The following is a 13653-nucleotide window of genomic DNA, read 5'->3' as shown; positions in this document are numbered from 1 at the left end:
TTTCTTATAGAAATGTTGTAGTTGTTTCATTGTAACGAATTGGATGGTGTGTTACGTCTTGTTTTAGTAGTTGTGTCCGTAATGGTTCTTGTATTATGGAGAAATATACAGAATTTGCTTTTCGCTCTATATCTAAAGTAGGATGGTCAAATGTTTTTGTATGGGTAAGGATTGGAAGCTCTATTTTTTTCTTGTTTTTTGAAAGGTAAGTTTGTCCTTTTTGTGACATGCCAAGTAGACGAATATACGGTGCATGCTGTTCTATATTTGCTTTATGTATTTCTTCTTTTGTTGTATTAGTTAAAATATGTGTACAAGCTCTTTGTAATCTAGTCCATGTATAACGTTTTGTTTTTAATGCTTCCATGAATGAATAGAAAGATGAACTGTCCTGTATTTTTGATAAAATACGATGCTCTAAACCTTCTTCTATTTCATATATATGTCGTAAGTCCTCTGGAGACATCGTCATGAGTTTGTATTTAAAAAATGAAAAGTATTGTTCCCAATTATGTAATAACCCGTAGTTTTGTTTATAATTTGCTAAAAGAGAAGCGGTTGCTTTCGGGATAAAAGGCTCAATTGCTGTAAATGAACCATTCTCGCTAAAAAGTTGTTTACGAATACTCGTTGCACTTGCAATATGTTGGTCATTAAACGTTTCATCATGATAATGAGAGGCAAATCTTTTTATAGTTTGTGATTGCATAGAACTATTTTGTGAGAGAATCGCTTTTATGTATTGGAAGCCTAAAATGTTATTCGGTTGTGACATATCGATGTTTTTTTCGGATGGTAAAATGTGTAGAAAGGCTTCAGATGTTGCTTTTGCGTAACTATTTCCCTCGTTCATAAATTGTTTTACAAGACGATTAAAAGTCTCTTCTTCATTTTTTTGTACAGAAATGGTATTATAAAAATTTTCAGTTTGCCCATCTTCACTACCGAAACAAATTTCAGAAACACGAAGGGCGTTTAAAATGGAAATTGCGCCATTTGCGAATGTTTCAGCCTTTTGTGTTGCAAATGCATACGGAAGCTCTACAATAAGGTCTACGCCGTTTGTTAAGGCCATTTTAGTACGATACCATTTGGAGATGAGTGCTGGCTCACCGCGCTGCAAAAAAGGACCACTCATAACGGCGATAATAATATCAGACTGTGTTAACTTTTTTGTTTGTTGCACATGATAAGCATGACCGTTATGAAAAGGGTTATATTCAACAACAATACCACTGGCTTTTATGGTAATCTCTCCTTTCGATGTAGCATCTTTTTGGAAAACGTGATAATCTATATATTATTTCCTATGATGACTTCATTATAGTGTAAAGAAAAAACTTACACTATATATGCATTATATCACTTGTACCATGAGGTTTAACCCTCTTTAGTTTCATCATTGACCACTTTTTGACCACTTCGACCACTTTTTAAAACATTTCCTAGCATTTCAGTTACCTCAATTTGACGTTCTTCATAAACATCAGTATAAATATTTAAAGTTGTAGAAACATTTGTATGACCAAGTAATTTCGAAACAACCTTTGCATTTGCACCAGAATCGATTAAAATAGTTGTAAACGTTCTTCGGATATCGTGGAATCTAATATACGGTACGCCAATTGCTTCGCACAAAGCTTTCATTTGGTAGCGTATCGTATATGGATGCACGATTTTTTTATTTCTTGTGCAAATTAATAGGTCGAAAGAATTCTCCTTTTTGTGCTTTCGATATTCTAACAACTCTTCCATTAATTCTTCTGTCATTGGGATCATGCGATTAGATGCTTCAGTTTTTGTTTCACCTAATTCATACTTACCATCCACAAGTGTTAACGTTCTTTGTACATGAATAGTCTTGGTTTCGAAATTAATATCATCCCACTGTAGAGCCAATACTTCGCCGATACGCATGCCAGTATGCAACGCTAAAACAAATGTAATATAGTAGCTTCCTTGTATTTTTGCATACTCCATAAATTTCATTGCTTCATCAACTGTCCAACTAGCTTGCGCTTTCTTTTTAACTTTTGGCCGCTTTGCTTTCTTAGCAGGATTAGAGTTAATCATTTCTAACTCTACACCTTTATCAAGGATTTGCTTTAACATAACATCAACGGATGAAATGTATTTTGTGGTTAGACCCTCTTTAAGCAGCTTCTGGTGAAAATTATGCACTGTTAGAGGTTTTATATCAGATAACCTCTTGTCGGCAAATTCAGGCATGACACGCGAGCGTAGAATACGTTTGTACTGATACAACGTTGAAGGTCTACATGATGATTCTTTCTCTTGCATCCAGATTTCTACGAGTTGAGAAAAGCGAATATCACTATTCTCATAATCCCCATTTGCTAAATCATTTGTCACTCTAGCCACTTCTTCTTGAGCAGCTTTCTTTGTTTTAAAACCACCTTTAGTGATTTGTTTCCGTTTACCTGTGAGCGGGTCTTTGCCAACATCCATAGTAAAAGACCACTTCTCACCACGTTTGCGAAAGTATGCCATGATTTTCACCTCGTCATAATCGTTTTCTAGATACAAGCTGTGATATGTGGTAGTGGTATAAGAAATGATAGCATGTAAGCCTAATTTCTGTAAAAGGAAATTTACAGATATAGAACAAGTGAGCTACAATATTTATATACAAAAAAGAAAGGGGGATAAAAAATGGGAGAGTTTACAAAAGAACCTGGTGGTCATAAAGTTGCTGATCCTGGTGTAGGTTGGCACAATGAACCAGGCGGTGGCGGTTGGAAATACAACGAAGACCCTGGGACGGATTGGAAAACGATTTCTGGCCCAGGGACAGGTATATAAGAAAAGGGGGATAACGAAATGAAAAGGTACATAAAAGATCCAGGTGGTTCAAAGATGATTTCTGATCCAGGGACAGGTATGGGGATTTCCGATCCAGGACCGGGCGGTGGATATACAACTGACCCAGGTGGTTTAGGTGGTAATCAGTTGAAGTATGATCCGAATCCGGGCGGAGGATATACCAAAGACCCAGGTGGCGGAATGGGTATGTATGATCCTGGTGCAGGTGGAGGATACATGAAAGACCCAGGAACGGGAATATAAAAAAGAGAGCTAAGGGCTCTCTTTTTTTTTTGATAAAAATTTGTTAATTTTTACCGTTGCGATTGGAAATCATTTCTTCTAAAATCAAATCATAACAGCTCGTTATGATTTTTAAGAAATTTTGCATATAAAACGAGTTGCTTGCAGAATTGCTCTCGATGAGACTCATCCAGGCCTGCGAAAACCGTTTGAATCTCATTGAGAGCATGTGTTATATTTTCCTCGTTTGGTGTAGTTGTTCTTCCCATTAAAGCATCAACAGATACACCTAGATATGATGCAATACGATTCAAAGTGTCGAGATCAGGCTGGTTATAATTAATCTCTAAATTGCCAACCTGACTACGACTTAATTGCACTTTTTCACCAAACTCTGATTGAGTAAGGGAACGACTTGCTCTAAACTTTTTTAAATTTTCTCCAAATGTATTCATAGTTTCAGTATAAATACAGGAGAATTTTTAGACTATATATGTCATGAATTTTGTCTGTATAATAGTAATTGTCACGTAAATTGATAACGAGCTTGAAAAAGTATAGAACAAACGTTCTTTTAGTGGTAAAATATTCTTAGCGAAAAAATGGACTTTTCGAAAAAAACTTTCTCAACATGATTTGACTATAAATGGAATGAAGATTCTTAATCTTGTGATAAACTGATTTTAAAGAAAAAATAAGGACAAAAAAGACCCATAGCGCAGCAAAAGTAGTGTGCAGCCACTCTTATGCTGTTCCCCTAATACGGTAGGGAAAACACTTGCCATGAGTCAGCACAAGTATAACATATTAACTTTTAAAAAACTTAGATGGTATAGTTTTTCTATTGAGAAAATTCAGGGAAGGTGTCTCGCGTTCAAAGGAGGCTTCATTATGAATAAGGTAGCTAGTTTAGGCGGCATTGTTTCAGGTGATGACTTAAATTCAGTAAAGCTTTCAAAAATAACAAATTTATCACAATCAAATTTGTGGAAGACACTGAATGGGAAAGTACCTATGACTTTCGCAAAATTAGTTAAGATATTAAGTGGACTTGATTCTGAAAATCAGAAAATGGAAGTAGTTAAAGAATTTTTAAAGTATACAGATAAAGAGGCAGATATAAGAATTGCAATGTATTATTTATATCTTTCAGGTTATACCGAATTACTTCACAATCTTGTTGAGAAAGAATATAAACAATCGGTAACTAATAATTACAGAGATATATTCCGTGTCTGTTTAGATAGACAAACTCATTCATTAAGATCAGGAGCATTTCTTAAAGAAATTGAAAAATTACGCACAAAGATAAATTTAAATAAACCAGGTGTGAATATACTTGTAAACTCTTTAAGTATATACGGTTATTTCGATTTAGGCGCATACAACGTTTTAACAGTGCTACAAGGAATGATACAAGAAAAAATTAATGAAATGCCAAGAGGATTGGAGAAGACATTAAACGAAGCAGAATTAAATATAATCTGTGCATATGCATATTTAATGCAAGACGAAGTAAAAATGGCTAGAGAATTATTACAGAAGGTACTAGAAAAACAAGAGATTCCGCGTTTGTTGAAAGCTACAGCTCTTAGTATATTTGCTGAAAGTTATATTTTCTGTGAGCCTGATAAAGCGTTGCACTTTTTTGAACTCTCGCTTTCAGAATTAAGGAAGATAAAAAATAACAAATCATTACTTAAAAGAAAATTAGTGGAAAATACAGCTGCTTTTTGTTGTATTATTCATAATGTTCATGTAAAATCAGAATATATACATGATAATGCTGAAATTGCGTTACAGTATATTCATCAACATAAAAACGATGAAGCTTGCGAAGTATTAAATCAAATTAGTAATCGAACTGCAATTCAAGATTTTTATTTATCTATTGCAACAAATGATGAAGAATTGCGCAGAAAAGCATATCATCGATTCTTAAAAGACGGAAACTTATTCTACATAAAAATTTTTGATATCTTAAAGTGAGGGATAGTGAGAATGAAGAAAATAGTTGCTAGGGTGGTTATTGTATGTACGCTCGCATTATCAGTGTTGTCGATTGGATCGGTACCGAATAAAGAGAATCAAGCCGCAGAAAAAGTAAAAGAAGTACAACTAATGAAAATGGATCCCGGTACTTTAGGATAATAAATAAATGAAAATGCCATTGCATCTAAGGATGCGATGGCATTTCGTACGTTTAAAGGGTTATTCATTTTCTACATTTTGATATTTTTGAATAATTAAGGGTGATGGGGGAACGATAATGGGTAATGCACTAGAGAGCACATTATGGGAAATGTTGAAATTAGAAGTATTAACTACAGACGAAAATGAAAAAAAAGTGGTAGAAAGTATTAAAAATATAGTTAGAAAAGAAAAAAATGATTGTTAGCCCAATTGCTGACAATCATTTTTTGTTATGGCCTACAGCAGCCTTCATCATATCTAATAACATATCTTGTTTTTCTTTAGGCATTTTTTCTAACATGTCAATTAGCTCGTTAAATTCTTTTCTTAATTCAGTGAACTGAACTGCATTTAATTCCGGATCATCAGAACGACCTAATAAATAATCAACAGATACATTTAATACATCTGAAATGATAACTAAAGTTTCATTAGATGGTGAACTATAGCCTGTTTCATAATTAGAAATTGTAGTCTTTGTTACTTTAGTTTCTGTATCTATTTTTTCTTTTATTTTTAACGCTAAAGCATCTTGTGTTAATCCACGTTGTTTTCTAGAAAGTTTTATCCTCTGCCCTAAAATAGTCACAAACTCACCCCGTATATATATTATATCCAAAACTGTAAACTGCATTTCAAATTTAAAAGTACAACTAAATTGTACTTTGTTTGTAAAAGTTTTGCATTAGTTTTTTAAAATTTTGTTTAAAAGTACAAAAAACTCAAATATTAATATTGACAGTCCAAAAAAGTTGGACATATAATAAGTGTAACAAGTTCAAGAAAGTTGGATTTTAGGAGGTGTCATCATGGGAAAGAAACGAAATAATTTAATTAAAGCTCGTAAGCGTAAAAAATTCACACAGGAACAACTAGGAGCATTGATAAATAAACAGAAAACGGTAATCAGTAATTGGGAAACTGGCTACGCAACTCCAGCATTAGATGATGCAATGCAAATAGCACAAATATTAGAAGAAGACATATATAACCTTTTTTCAGGTGTTGAGGTTCAAGAATCTCAAACTTAATTTCAGGAAGTTCAAATGTAGTGTTTATGTCTTATATAAAAAATTGAAAAGGAGCTGAATAAAATGTACCAAATAAAACAATTACCATTCTCACTGAAAGCAGAGGATGTACAAGAATTCTTAAATATTTCTCGATCAGCAGCATATGCACTTATGAAACGAAAGGATTTCCCAACGATTGTGATAGGAAAAAGCAAGCGCGTTAAAGCGGAAGATTTTCTTAAATGGGTGGAAGCACAAAAGGTGGGAGCAAATGCTAGTTAAAATTACTGTTTGATAAATAAGGAGGTGATTTAGTGGAAGATACAACATCGTTAGTTATATTCGCAATGTTTATCGCATGCAGTGTATTGTTGCTTTACATTACTTACGAACCAATAAAACGATGGGCTTGGAGTGATGTAAAACAAAATAAAAAGACCCATAGCAGTGGGTCCTTTAAGAAAAAACACTTGTTATAAGTATATCACGGAAAGTAGGGAAATAGTACATGGATTTAATCGAATATCAAGTGCTATTACCTAATAAGTTCTGGGACTTAGCAAAAAGCAAAGAAGAATTAAAACAAATGATTGAACAGTATTTCAAAATTGGTTATCCGCATTATGAAATTCAACGGATTATTAAAAATGGACAAGCACATATAGCAATTTGCACGAGGAGGTAAGGACTATGTCTGAAGTAAAAGTGAAATGGATTAAACTCTCAACAACTATGTTTGAGGATGAAAAAATACGCCTAATTGAAAGCATGCCCGAAGCTGATACATTATTAATCATTTGGATTAAGTTATTAGCTCAAGCTGGTAAAACAAATGCAAGTGGTTATATTTTTTTAAACGAGAATATCCCATATACGGAAGATATGCTAGCAACGCTATTCAATCGACCTCTAAATACAGTTCGGATGGCACTAGGTGTATTTAAAAATTTCGGAATGATTGATATTGACGATAATCATTACATCAACGTCGTTAATTGGGGAAATCATCAGAATCTAGACCGTTTAGAAAAGATAAAGGAAGACACTAGAAAACGCGTAGCGGCACACCGAGAAAGAAAAAAACAACAAACACTTAGTTGTAACGTTACATGTAACGATGACGTAACGGACATAGATAAAGATTTAGATAAAGATTTAGATAAAGAAATAAAAAAGAATTATAGTCCTGAAAAACCTCAGGACATCGTTCAATCTATTCCATATCAAGAAATTGTTGATTATCTCAATATGAAAGCAAAAACCAATTACAAATATACATCTAAAAAAACACAAGATTTAATTAGGACAAGATGGAAAGAGGGTTTCAGATTAAATCATTTCCAACAGGTAATTGACATCAAGGCTTCACAATGGATTGATAATACGGAAATGAGTGGCTATTTGAGACCTATCACTTTATTTGGAACTAAATTCGAAAGTTATTTAAATGAAAAACCTATACGACGAAAAGGAGTCTATAAAGGAGGTTCAACTAATGCAAGCGATCAAAAAGATAGTAGCTTCATCAACAAATACGACTTCAAGAAACGCTAGTCAAAGATATGTGTTGTCGCCTAATAGATGCACGAATGTATTTTTAGTAGGAAAAGAAAAATTTAAAGATGTTTGCAGTAAACGCATGTTGATAGATATAGAAACAAACGAGGAATTTTGTCCTCAATGCAGATCGGTCGAAAAGGAAGATCAGAAATTAGCTATAGAGACACTAGCTATAAAAAAGAAAAATGAAATCATTCATTTATATGATTCATTTGCTGATAACAGTTTAATAAATGACAAACTCAAAAAAGCTACATTTGAAAATTATGTACCTACCAAAAGAGACTTAGCTGATGCAAAAGCAACAATAATGAATTTTGTTGCTTCATTCAATAAAGAAGAACCAACAAGCATGATTATTACTGGTGATTATGGAGTAGGGAAAAGTCATTTGTGTGTGGCAGCTACAAAAGAGCTGATGAAAAAAGGTCACAGCGCAATGTTTATTCAAATGAATAAACTCTTCACCAAAATCAAATCAACTTGGAATAAAAATAGTGAAATGACAGAGGACAAGCTTATGTCTCTTCTTGCGAAGGTTGATGTCTTGATTATCGATGACTTTGGAGCGGAATTCACAGAGAAAGATAAAGAAGGCGTCACTTGGAAACAAACGAAAACAAATGAAATTGTAGATAGCCGTATAGGTAAAAGTACATTATTTACTACTAATTTTACGGTCGATGAATTAGCAGGAATGTATGGGGAACGTGATTTTAGTCGGATGATGGAAAACGCTGAAATGTTAGAAATGTATGGGGATAATTATAGATTACGAAATTTTAAAAAGGAGGAATAAGCATGTGTGTGTTATGTCATGATACAGGAATTATTCGTAAAGAAACTTATCCAGGCGTGGTTGAAACGAACGGTTGTAATTGTGAAGTAGCAAAGCAACAGCAAGCAGAAAATGATAAGCGTTGGCAAGCATGGTTAATAAAATTCGAATCAATGAAACAAGAGTTACAACGTAATAAAGAACAAAAAGTTAGTTAACAAGGGGGAGAAAGCTGTGAAGAACACAGGTGTTGCAAGAAAAGTGGACGAGCTAGGGCGTGTAGTAATTCCAGTTGAGTTACGCAGAACTTTGGGGATTGCTGAAGGAACGGCACTGGGATTTCATGTTGAGGGTGAAAATATTGTTTTAAGAAAACAAGAAAAGTCATGCTTTGTAACAGGTGAGGTTTCCGAATCAAACATGGAATTACTGGGAGGTCGAATGTTTTTGAGTAAGGCGGGAGCAAGTGAGTTACTTGATGCTCTTGAAAAGAGTGTGAAGGTACATGCCTAAGCAACTAAATATTTTCGATGTAGAGCCAGCGATTTGTGAGTTCGATGTAATGAAAGCCAATGTTAAGAAGGGAACTGGGCGCAATACATACGCCGATGTACGCGTCCAAGTTCCAAATAATGCAAAAAGTACGGATGAATTACCACGCACAACTAAACAAGATGATCGTTATGACATCTTTGAACAATATGTAATGGCAATTTGGAGATTCCAACGGGCTGTAGATAAGTTTTTTAATTGGGATACAGCGGAAGAGTTATGTAAGGCAGCAAGGGATAAAAAAGAAGTTATTCCTGTACGGATTTATTTGGGAAGTGGCTTTAAACCTGATGTTGTCGAGTACATGCGGTAGTAAAAGGGAGAGGGACATATGAAAAAAATAGAAATTGATGTTAGCAGCAACAAGCTTTTAATAGTGAAGGACGGAAATGTAACAGCAGTAAATCCACCAATGAGCGGATTTGGTGAGCAAGTCGCGGTTTGGGTAAACGGTAAAGTAGATCGTGTGGATACTAAGTTTACTGAAAAGATAAAATAATCATTTTTAGAAAGTAGGTTCGCTTATGAGTGTAGCAAGAAATCACGAGGCGATGAAGGAGTCACGTTTAAAAATATACATCGCTTTAGAAGAAGCTAACTTCATTTGGGATGAAAGAGATGTAATTCGTTTTCGTGAAATGTGGAATCAAGGTATGAGTTTACCAGAGATGGCAGAAGAACTAAGGAGACACCAAGCGGAGGTTGCGCTCCTTGTTATAGATCAGGCTGATAAGTATTTGATTGAAAATCGTCCGATAGGATTAGGAATTTGCTAAATAGGAAGGGGAAATCAAAATGAAAGCAATGAAAAACAGTGTTATGGAAGTAACTAAATTAATCAGTAAATCAAAGGAAGGACAAACCTTAATGAATAACAATCAAATTTGTGAATTAGATCAATATCAAGAAGCGGCATTACGCACATGGAATACAAATCAGGATTTTGGTGGGCGTGTTTTAAATGCAGCATTAGGACTTTCGGGAGAATCTGGTGAGGTTGCTGACATTGTAAAAAAAGCTATTTTCCATGGTCATGGATTTGATCCGGCTCATTGTCCAGGAGAAGAAGAAGGGAATACGCATAAAATCGCTTTAGAGTTGGGAGACATCTTGTACTACATTTCGATCATGTCTCACGAAATGGGATATACCTTAGAAGATATTGCTCAAATGAATATTGCAAAATTAGCTAAAAGATATCCGGATGGTTTTAGTCGAGAAGCAAGCCAAGCACGTGTAGATGTAAAGTAAGGCCAAATTTGAATTTTGTTAAGAAATGGGGGGATTCAATGTACTGGGACACAGCTTTCTATAGATGTGAATGGTGCAAGGAAGAATATGAGCCTGGTAGACGTTATACGAAATCAGAAGAGTGGAGTGACGAATGGTTCTGTTGCCATGAATGTATGAGAAAGAAAATGAAACAGTGCGGAATCGAGATTTCTCCTTTAGAGAAGAAACAGAAGGAAGAACCTAAAAAGAAATGGTGGAAAATCTGGGGATAGTTTTAAACAAAAGCGTTATTTTAATCGAAAAGGGGAATGGAAGATGAAATATGTTGAAGAGTTAGAAACAAGTGGTTGGCATATTGCAGTTGGTGATGTTTTTGATAATGCCATGGAGGAATATCATTTGAAAGTTACTCAAATTGAAATTGAAGATGAGGAAAACGATCCAGATGATGCAAAAATTTATTTCTTGCCAGTCGATCCTAACGACCATAACAAAGTTTTAAAAACCATGAATGATGAATGGCATAGAGCTTGGCACATAAACGAATGCTGGTATAAGTAAACCGAACAAAAATTTCATTTTGTAGAAAAGGAGAATGGACATGAAATACTTTGAGTTTGATAAACATGAATATTGGGCATTAGTAGCGGCGGAAACAAAAGGTAGAGCTTACACAGTATATGCGAAGGAAGTTGCAGGTAATGGAACACAAAGTGTTATAAGTGAAGGTGATATTACAGAGGTTACAAAAGAAATTGCATTCGGGAAATTTTTAAATGCAGTCGCTCATTTAGAAGAAAATAAAGGTAAGAACTTACAAGATTATTTGAATGATTTTAATGGTCATGAAAACCAAACAGTTTTAATTACTTCAGAATTAGCATAAAAAAGCAGCTAGCAAAAGCTAACTGCTCATCTCCAAGGGGGAACAAGGAGAAAGTAACTTAATGGGTTGTCTACAGTATTGACGGAATATTGAATTTTATTCAGGGGGATAGGGAAATGAAAGAAATTAAGTTTCGTGCATGGGATAAAGTATATAAACATTTTCACGAAGGAGACCTTATCAGAGATTACCATATTGGTGAATTTATTGACAATCAAGAATACGAAGTAACTCAATACACAGGATTAAAAGACAAAAACGGAACAGATATCTATGAGGGTGACATTGTAAAAGCTTGGTCTACTGGTTCGTGCGGTACATTCGAAGTTCGTTGGAGACAAGAAGGAGCGCCATGTTTCATTTTATTCCCTGCATTTCAACACGGAGAGATGTGGAGATTACATGGGACGAAAGATAAACACGATAATTATTACGACAATGTAGAGATTATAGGTAATATCTATAAAAATCCTGAATTGATCAAAAACTCAACAAAATAATCCTTTGAATAGAATGTGAGGTTACAAGATGAAGAGTAAAGAGTGGTTTGGTCTTATAGCAATTGCTGTAATAATATTGTTTTCAATTGTTTTTGAAGTGATTAATTATACGCATGTAACAACAGTTAAAGGTGAAGTAATTGATAAATATACTAAGAGAAGTAACGATCACGATAAATTTTATATTGTTGTAAAACAAGATGATAGTTCAGAAAAAGTAATTGTAAATAAAGATAGTGTGTTTATGATGAAATTCGATTCAGCAGATGTTCAGGCGAAAGTTAATACTGGAGAGAAATATGAATTTAAACTACGCGGTTATAGGGTACCAGTGTTATCTATGTTCCCAAATGTAGATACGGTCGAAAATAGAAAGTGAGGTTAAGAGAAATGGCTAGTTTAAAGAAAAGAAAAATCAGAAAAGCAATTGATCGTCGCACAAAAGAAGTGGAGAAGTATCAAGTTAATAAAGCTTGGAGAAACATCTTTGTACAAGCTGGTATTTTAAAATAAAAAATAATATCGTCCGGCTAGAAAACTAGAGGACACCAATTCATTAAAGCAGCAATTAAAGCTGTTTTAGGAATAGGTGTCCTTTTTATTTTGAAAAGGGAGATGGGGAAATGAAGGGGTTAAAGGATCAGCTACGTGAATGGAAAAAGCAATCGAATCAAGCGAAAAAGAAAAGCAAGAAAAAACGAAAAGAGAAATTAAGTACTCGTGACATAGAAGATTTAATGGGAATTCGTGGACCACGTTATGAACGTAGACGTGGAGCTTTAAGACAAAAATAATAACAATGGAGGAATTTAATATGAATAAACAATTATCATTTAAAATGCCAATCGTGGATGGGAAAAGAACAAAACAAGAAATTGAAAAAGTATTCAACGAGTATCGTAAGTATTTAGCAACAATGCCATGTGATATGCTGCCAAAAGTAACAGCATCATATTCTATTGTTCCTCCATCAACTACAAATGAGTTTAATAGTTCAACTGAAAATATTGCAATTGAAAGAATTGAGTATGAACAAGAAAGAAATGAATTTATGAATTGGTTGTATGATGCTGTGAATCGTCTAAGAGATGATGAACGAGAGGTCATCGTGAAATTTTATATGGAAGATGATATTGGATACGATCCCGATATCTGGATGGATTTAGGTATAGGTAAAACAAAGTATTATAAGTTAAAGGGACGCGCGATATTACGTTTAGCTTTTAATCTAAAGAAAGAGGTATATCTAAAAACACGTAAACAAAAAGAGGGGCAAAGTGTATGAACATTGTACAACCGATTCGAGATAAAGAAATGATTAAAGAACTAAAAGAATATTTTAAGGAACAGAATGAACGTAATTACATTCTGTTCCTTCTTGGTATTAATACAGGATTACGCATTTCAGATATTCTACGTTTACGAGTACGTGATGTTGAAGGGTGGAATATTTTTATTCGTGAAAAGAAAACTAATAAAATTAAAGATGTTAAGATGCCTTCTGATTTAAAGAAAGCATTAAGAGATTATACAAAAGGAAAACCGAAGAATGAATTTCTCATTAAAAGTAGGAATGGAAAGAACAGACCTATTACAAGATCGATGGCATATGTCATATTGAATCAGGCAGCACAAGAATTTGGATTAGAACGTATTGGAACTCATTCGCTTAGAAAGACATATGGGTACCATCATTATAAACAGTTTAAAGATGTAGTTGCTTTACAACAAATGTTAAATCATACAGATCAGAAAGAGACTTTAAGATATATAGGAATCCAACAAGATACATTAAATGATTATCAAAGGAAATTTAGAATCTAATTCCTTTATTTTTTTATCACTTATTGAATTAGCTTTAAACTGAAAGTG

29 protein-coding genes and 1 pseudogene are annotated in these 13653 nt (G+C 34.0%); 26 read left to right on the top strand and 4 right to left on the bottom strand.

Features of this window, described 5'->3' with window-relative positions; translation table 11 throughout:
- Window positions 1–4: 4 nt before the first annotated feature.
- Both ACP6L7_RS16470 and ACP6L7_RS16465 read right to left on the bottom strand, forming a co-directional pair.
- Complete coding sequence (locus tag ACP6L7_RS16470) at window positions 5–1231, bottom strand: nucleotidyltransferase (RefSeq protein WP_097830900.1); 1227 nt, start codon at window positions 1229–1231, stop codon at window positions 5–7.
- A gap of 149 nt (window positions 1232–1380) precedes the next feature.
- A complete protein-coding gene (locus ACP6L7_RS16465) occupies window positions 1381–2511 on the bottom strand; it encodes a site-specific integrase (RefSeq protein WP_088028588.1) in 1131 nt (376 codons plus the stop codon).
- A 162-nt stretch (window positions 2512–2673) separates the two neighbouring features.
- Between ACP6L7_RS16465 and ACP6L7_RS16460 the strand changes: the two genes are divergently transcribed.
- The gene (locus tag ACP6L7_RS16460; RefSeq protein ID WP_222654877.1) at window positions 2674–2823 is read left to right on the top strand and encodes a hypothetical protein; all 150 of its coding nucleotides are present in this window, start codon (window positions 2674–2676) and stop codon (window positions 2821–2823) included.
- Window positions 2824–2841: 18 nt separating this feature from the next.
- Window positions 2842–3021: pseudogene (locus tag ACP6L7_RS16455) on the top strand (hypothetical protein); the annotation flags it as partial.
- A 155-nt stretch (window positions 3022–3176) separates the two neighbouring features.
- On the opposite strand, the gene ACP6L7_RS16450 reads toward ACP6L7_RS16455, so the two are convergent.
- Window positions 3177–3521, bottom strand: coding sequence for a helix-turn-helix domain-containing protein (locus ACP6L7_RS16450; protein WP_430529343.1), 345 nt, complete (start codon window positions 3519–3521; stop codon window positions 3177–3179).
- A gap of 436 nt (window positions 3522–3957) precedes the next feature.
- Between ACP6L7_RS16450 and ACP6L7_RS16445 the strand changes: the two genes are divergently transcribed.
- The 3 genes from ACP6L7_RS16445 to ACP6L7_RS16435 all read left to right on the top strand — a co-directional run bounded on the left by ACP6L7_RS16445 (window position 3958) and on the right by ACP6L7_RS16435 (window position 5464).
- Entirely contained in the window at window positions 3958–5055 is a 1098-nt protein-coding gene (locus tag ACP6L7_RS16445; protein ID WP_430529342.1) for an AimR family lysis-lysogeny pheromone receptor, read from the top strand.
- 12 nt (window positions 5056–5067) lie between these two features.
- Window positions 5068–5217, top strand: coding sequence for a hypothetical protein (locus tag ACP6L7_RS16440; protein WP_430529341.1), 150 nt, complete (start codon window positions 5068–5070; stop codon window positions 5215–5217).
- A gap of 118 nt (window positions 5218–5335) precedes the next feature.
- Window positions 5336–5464, top strand: a complete 129-nt coding sequence (locus tag ACP6L7_RS16435) for a hypothetical protein (RefSeq protein WP_430529340.1) — start codon at window positions 5336–5338, stop codon at window positions 5462–5464.
- Between the two features lie 15 nt (window positions 5465–5479).
- Here ACP6L7_RS16435 and ACP6L7_RS16430 read toward each other — a convergent pair whose 3' ends face one another.
- Window positions 5480–5848 (bottom strand): helix-turn-helix domain-containing protein, encoded by a 369-nt coding sequence (locus ACP6L7_RS16430; protein ID WP_097908733.1) that lies wholly within the window; start codon window positions 5846–5848, stop codon window positions 5480–5482.
- A 220-nt stretch (window positions 5849–6068) separates the two neighbouring features.
- On the opposite strand from ACP6L7_RS16430, the gene ACP6L7_RS16425 reads away from it, so the two are divergent.
- The 21 genes from ACP6L7_RS16425 (at window position 6069) to ACP6L7_RS16325 (ending at window position 13605) form a co-directional block, all read left to right on the top strand.
- Complete coding sequence (locus ACP6L7_RS16425; RefSeq protein WP_430529339.1) at window positions 6069–6290, top strand: helix-turn-helix transcriptional regulator; 222 nt, start codon at window positions 6069–6071, stop codon at window positions 6288–6290.
- Between the two features lie 63 nt (window positions 6291–6353).
- A complete protein-coding gene (locus ACP6L7_RS16420; RefSeq protein ID WP_000284332.1) occupies window positions 6354–6554 on the top strand; it encodes a helix-turn-helix domain-containing protein in 201 nt (66 codons plus the stop codon).
- A gap of 32 nt (window positions 6555–6586) precedes the next feature.
- Window positions 6587–6751 carry a hypothetical protein gene (locus ACP6L7_RS16415; protein ID WP_430529338.1) on the top strand — a complete coding sequence of 55 codons (165 nt, stop codon included), beginning with the start codon at window positions 6587–6589 and terminating at the stop codon, window positions 6749–6751.
- A 29-nt stretch (window positions 6752–6780) separates the two neighbouring features.
- Entirely contained in the window at window positions 6781–6957 is a 177-nt protein-coding gene (locus ACP6L7_RS16410; RefSeq protein ID WP_172552579.1) for a hypothetical protein, read from the top strand.
- 5 nt (window positions 6958–6962) lie between these two features.
- Window positions 6963–7826 carry a phage replisome organizer N-terminal domain-containing protein gene (locus tag ACP6L7_RS16405; protein ID WP_430529337.1) on the top strand — a complete coding sequence of 288 codons (864 nt, stop codon included), beginning with the start codon at window positions 6963–6965 and terminating at the stop codon, window positions 7824–7826.
- Complete coding sequence (locus ACP6L7_RS16400; RefSeq protein WP_430529336.1) at window positions 7768–8631, top strand: ATP-binding protein; 864 nt, start codon at window positions 7768–7770, stop codon at window positions 8629–8631. The genes ACP6L7_RS16405 and ACP6L7_RS16400 overlap by 59 nt, the downstream gene beginning before the upstream one ends.
- Before the next feature lie 2 nt (window positions 8632–8633).
- The gene (locus ACP6L7_RS16395) at window positions 8634–8828 is read left to right on the top strand and encodes a hypothetical protein (RefSeq protein WP_430529335.1); all 195 of its coding nucleotides are present in this window, start codon (window positions 8634–8636) and stop codon (window positions 8826–8828) included.
- A gap of 16 nt (window positions 8829–8844) precedes the next feature.
- Window positions 8845–9123 (top strand): AbrB/MazE/SpoVT family DNA-binding domain-containing protein, encoded by a 279-nt coding sequence (locus tag ACP6L7_RS16390; protein WP_430529334.1) that lies wholly within the window; start codon window positions 8845–8847, stop codon window positions 9121–9123.
- The gene (locus tag ACP6L7_RS16385; RefSeq protein ID WP_430529333.1) at window positions 9116–9475 is read left to right on the top strand and encodes a cell division protein SepF; all 360 of its coding nucleotides are present in this window, start codon (window positions 9116–9118) and stop codon (window positions 9473–9475) included. The genes ACP6L7_RS16390 and ACP6L7_RS16385 overlap by 8 nt, the downstream gene beginning before the upstream one ends.
- A gap of 18 nt (window positions 9476–9493) precedes the next feature.
- Window positions 9494–9661: a DUF3954 domain-containing protein gene (locus ACP6L7_RS16380; RefSeq protein WP_000717826.1), complete on the top strand. Its 168-nt coding sequence runs from the start codon at window positions 9494–9496 to the stop codon at window positions 9659–9661.
- Window positions 9662–9686: 25 nt separating this feature from the next.
- Window positions 9687–9938 (top strand): helix-turn-helix domain containing protein, encoded by a 252-nt coding sequence (locus tag ACP6L7_RS16375; protein WP_306007387.1) that lies wholly within the window; start codon window positions 9687–9689, stop codon window positions 9936–9938.
- A 19-nt stretch (window positions 9939–9957) separates the two neighbouring features.
- Window positions 9958–10413: a nucleoside triphosphate pyrophosphohydrolase family protein gene (locus ACP6L7_RS16370; protein WP_430529332.1), complete on the top strand. Its 456-nt coding sequence runs from the start codon at window positions 9958–9960 to the stop codon at window positions 10411–10413.
- Between the two features lie 38 nt (window positions 10414–10451).
- Entirely contained in the window at window positions 10452–10667 is a 216-nt protein-coding gene (locus ACP6L7_RS16365) for a hypothetical protein (RefSeq protein WP_430529331.1), read from the top strand.
- A gap of 43 nt (window positions 10668–10710) precedes the next feature.
- Window positions 10711–10956 (top strand): hypothetical protein, encoded by a 246-nt coding sequence (locus ACP6L7_RS16360; protein ID WP_098603143.1) that lies wholly within the window; start codon window positions 10711–10713, stop codon window positions 10954–10956.
- Window positions 10957–10996: 40 nt separating this feature from the next.
- Window positions 10997–11281 (top strand): hypothetical protein, encoded by a 285-nt coding sequence (locus ACP6L7_RS16355; protein WP_098393646.1) that lies wholly within the window; start codon window positions 10997–10999, stop codon window positions 11279–11281.
- A 116-nt stretch (window positions 11282–11397) separates the two neighbouring features.
- A complete protein-coding gene (locus ACP6L7_RS16350) occupies window positions 11398–11781 on the top strand; it encodes a YopX family protein (protein WP_430529330.1) in 384 nt (127 codons plus the stop codon).
- A 28-nt stretch (window positions 11782–11809) separates the two neighbouring features.
- Complete coding sequence (locus ACP6L7_RS16345) at window positions 11810–12160, top strand: hypothetical protein (protein ID WP_367083756.1); 351 nt, start codon at window positions 11810–11812, stop codon at window positions 12158–12160.
- 11 nt (window positions 12161–12171) lie between these two features.
- A complete protein-coding gene (locus ACP6L7_RS16340) occupies window positions 12172–12294 on the top strand; it encodes a DUF3983 domain-containing protein (RefSeq protein WP_283502539.1) in 123 nt (40 codons plus the stop codon).
- Between the two features lie 110 nt (window positions 12295–12404).
- Window positions 12405–12575: a hypothetical protein gene (locus ACP6L7_RS16335; protein ID WP_430529329.1), complete on the top strand. Its 171-nt coding sequence runs from the start codon at window positions 12405–12407 to the stop codon at window positions 12573–12575.
- Window positions 12576–12595: 20 nt separating this feature from the next.
- Window positions 12596–13066, top strand: coding sequence for an ArpU family phage packaging/lysis transcriptional regulator (locus tag ACP6L7_RS16330; RefSeq protein WP_059303842.1), 471 nt, complete (start codon window positions 12596–12598; stop codon window positions 13064–13066).
- Complete coding sequence (locus tag ACP6L7_RS16325) at window positions 13063–13605, top strand: site-specific integrase (RefSeq protein WP_001028525.1); 543 nt, start codon at window positions 13063–13065, stop codon at window positions 13603–13605. The genes ACP6L7_RS16330 and ACP6L7_RS16325 overlap by 4 nt, the downstream gene beginning before the upstream one ends.
- Window positions 13606–13653: the final 48 nt, after the last annotated feature.

Source organism: Bacillus silvicola (assembly GCF_050524305.1).
Taxonomy (GTDB): domain Bacteria; phylum Bacillota; class Bacilli; order Bacillales; family Bacillaceae_G; genus Bacillus_A; species Bacillus_A cereus_AT.
This window is presented reverse-complemented; position numbering and strand designations above follow the sequence as displayed.

Excerpts from the sequence above, each read along its gene's own strand:
- ACP6L7_RS16345 (WP_367083756.1), top strand. The coding sequence starts at position 11,810 with ATGAAGAGTAAAGAGTGGTTTGGTCTTATAGCAATTGCTGTAATAATA.
- ACP6L7_RS16385 (WP_430529333.1), top strand. The coding sequence starts at position 9,116 with ATGCCTAAGCAACTAAATATTTTCGATGTAGAGCCAGCGATTTGTGAG.
- ACP6L7_RS16440 (WP_430529341.1), top strand. The coding sequence starts at position 5,068 with ATGAAGAAAATAGTTGCTAGGGTGGTTATTGTATGTACGCTCGCATTA.
- ACP6L7_RS16460 (WP_222654877.1), top strand. The coding sequence starts at position 2,674 with ATGGGAGAGTTTACAAAAGAACCTGGTGGTCATAAAGTTGCTGATCCT.
- ACP6L7_RS16325 (WP_001028525.1), top strand. The coding sequence starts at position 13,063 with ATGAACATTGTACAACCGATTCGAGATAAAGAAATGATTAAAGAACTA.
- ACP6L7_RS16330 (WP_059303842.1), top strand. The coding sequence starts at position 12,596 with ATGAATAAACAATTATCATTTAAAATGCCAATCGTGGATGGGAAAAGA.
- ACP6L7_RS16350 (WP_430529330.1), top strand. The coding sequence starts at position 11,398 with ATGAAAGAAATTAAGTTTCGTGCATGGGATAAAGTATATAAACATTTT.
- ACP6L7_RS16425 (WP_430529339.1), top strand. The coding sequence starts at position 6,069 with ATGGGAAAGAAACGAAATAATTTAATTAAAGCTCGTAAGCGTAAAAAA.
- ACP6L7_RS16355 (WP_098393646.1), top strand. The coding sequence starts at position 10,997 with ATGAAATACTTTGAGTTTGATAAACATGAATATTGGGCATTAGTAGCG.
- ACP6L7_RS16340 (WP_283502539.1), top strand. The coding sequence starts at position 12,172 with ATGGCTAGTTTAAAGAAAAGAAAAATCAGAAAAGCAATTGATCGTCGC.
- ACP6L7_RS16435 (WP_430529340.1), top strand. The coding sequence starts at position 5,336 with ATGGGTAATGCACTAGAGAGCACATTATGGGAAATGTTGAAATTAGAA.
- ACP6L7_RS16375 (WP_306007387.1), top strand. The coding sequence starts at position 9,687 with ATGAGTGTAGCAAGAAATCACGAGGCGATGAAGGAGTCACGTTTAAAA.
- ACP6L7_RS16450 (WP_430529343.1), bottom strand. The coding sequence starts at position 3,521 with ATGAATACATTTGGAGAAAATTTAAAAAAGTTTAGAGCAAGTCGTTCC.
- ACP6L7_RS16360 (WP_098603143.1), top strand. The coding sequence starts at position 10,711 with ATGAAATATGTTGAAGAGTTAGAAACAAGTGGTTGGCATATTGCAGTT.
- ACP6L7_RS16395 (WP_430529335.1), top strand. The coding sequence starts at position 8,634 with ATGTGTGTGTTATGTCATGATACAGGAATTATTCGTAAAGAAACTTAT.
- ACP6L7_RS16445 (WP_430529342.1), top strand. The coding sequence starts at position 3,958 with ATGAATAAGGTAGCTAGTTTAGGCGGCATTGTTTCAGGTGATGACTTA.
- ACP6L7_RS16365 (WP_430529331.1), top strand. The coding sequence starts at position 10,452 with ATGTACTGGGACACAGCTTTCTATAGATGTGAATGGTGCAAGGAAGAA.
- ACP6L7_RS16420 (WP_000284332.1), top strand. The coding sequence starts at position 6,354 with ATGTACCAAATAAAACAATTACCATTCTCACTGAAAGCAGAGGATGTA.
- ACP6L7_RS16335 (WP_430529329.1), top strand. The coding sequence starts at position 12,405 with ATGAAGGGGTTAAAGGATCAGCTACGTGAATGGAAAAAGCAATCGAAT.
- ACP6L7_RS16380 (WP_000717826.1), top strand. The coding sequence starts at position 9,494 with ATGAAAAAAATAGAAATTGATGTTAGCAGCAACAAGCTTTTAATAGTG.
- ACP6L7_RS16370 (WP_430529332.1), top strand. The coding sequence starts at position 9,958 with ATGAAAGCAATGAAAAACAGTGTTATGGAAGTAACTAAATTAATCAGT.
- ACP6L7_RS16405 (WP_430529337.1), top strand. The coding sequence starts at position 6,963 with ATGTCTGAAGTAAAAGTGAAATGGATTAAACTCTCAACAACTATGTTT.
- ACP6L7_RS16400 (WP_430529336.1), top strand. The coding sequence starts at position 7,768 with ATGCAAGCGATCAAAAAGATAGTAGCTTCATCAACAAATACGACTTCA.
- ACP6L7_RS16410 (WP_172552579.1), top strand. The coding sequence starts at position 6,781 with ATGGATTTAATCGAATATCAAGTGCTATTACCTAATAAGTTCTGGGAC.
- ACP6L7_RS16465 (WP_088028588.1), bottom strand. The coding sequence starts at position 2,511 with ATGGCATACTTTCGCAAACGTGGTGAGAAGTGGTCTTTTACTATGGAT.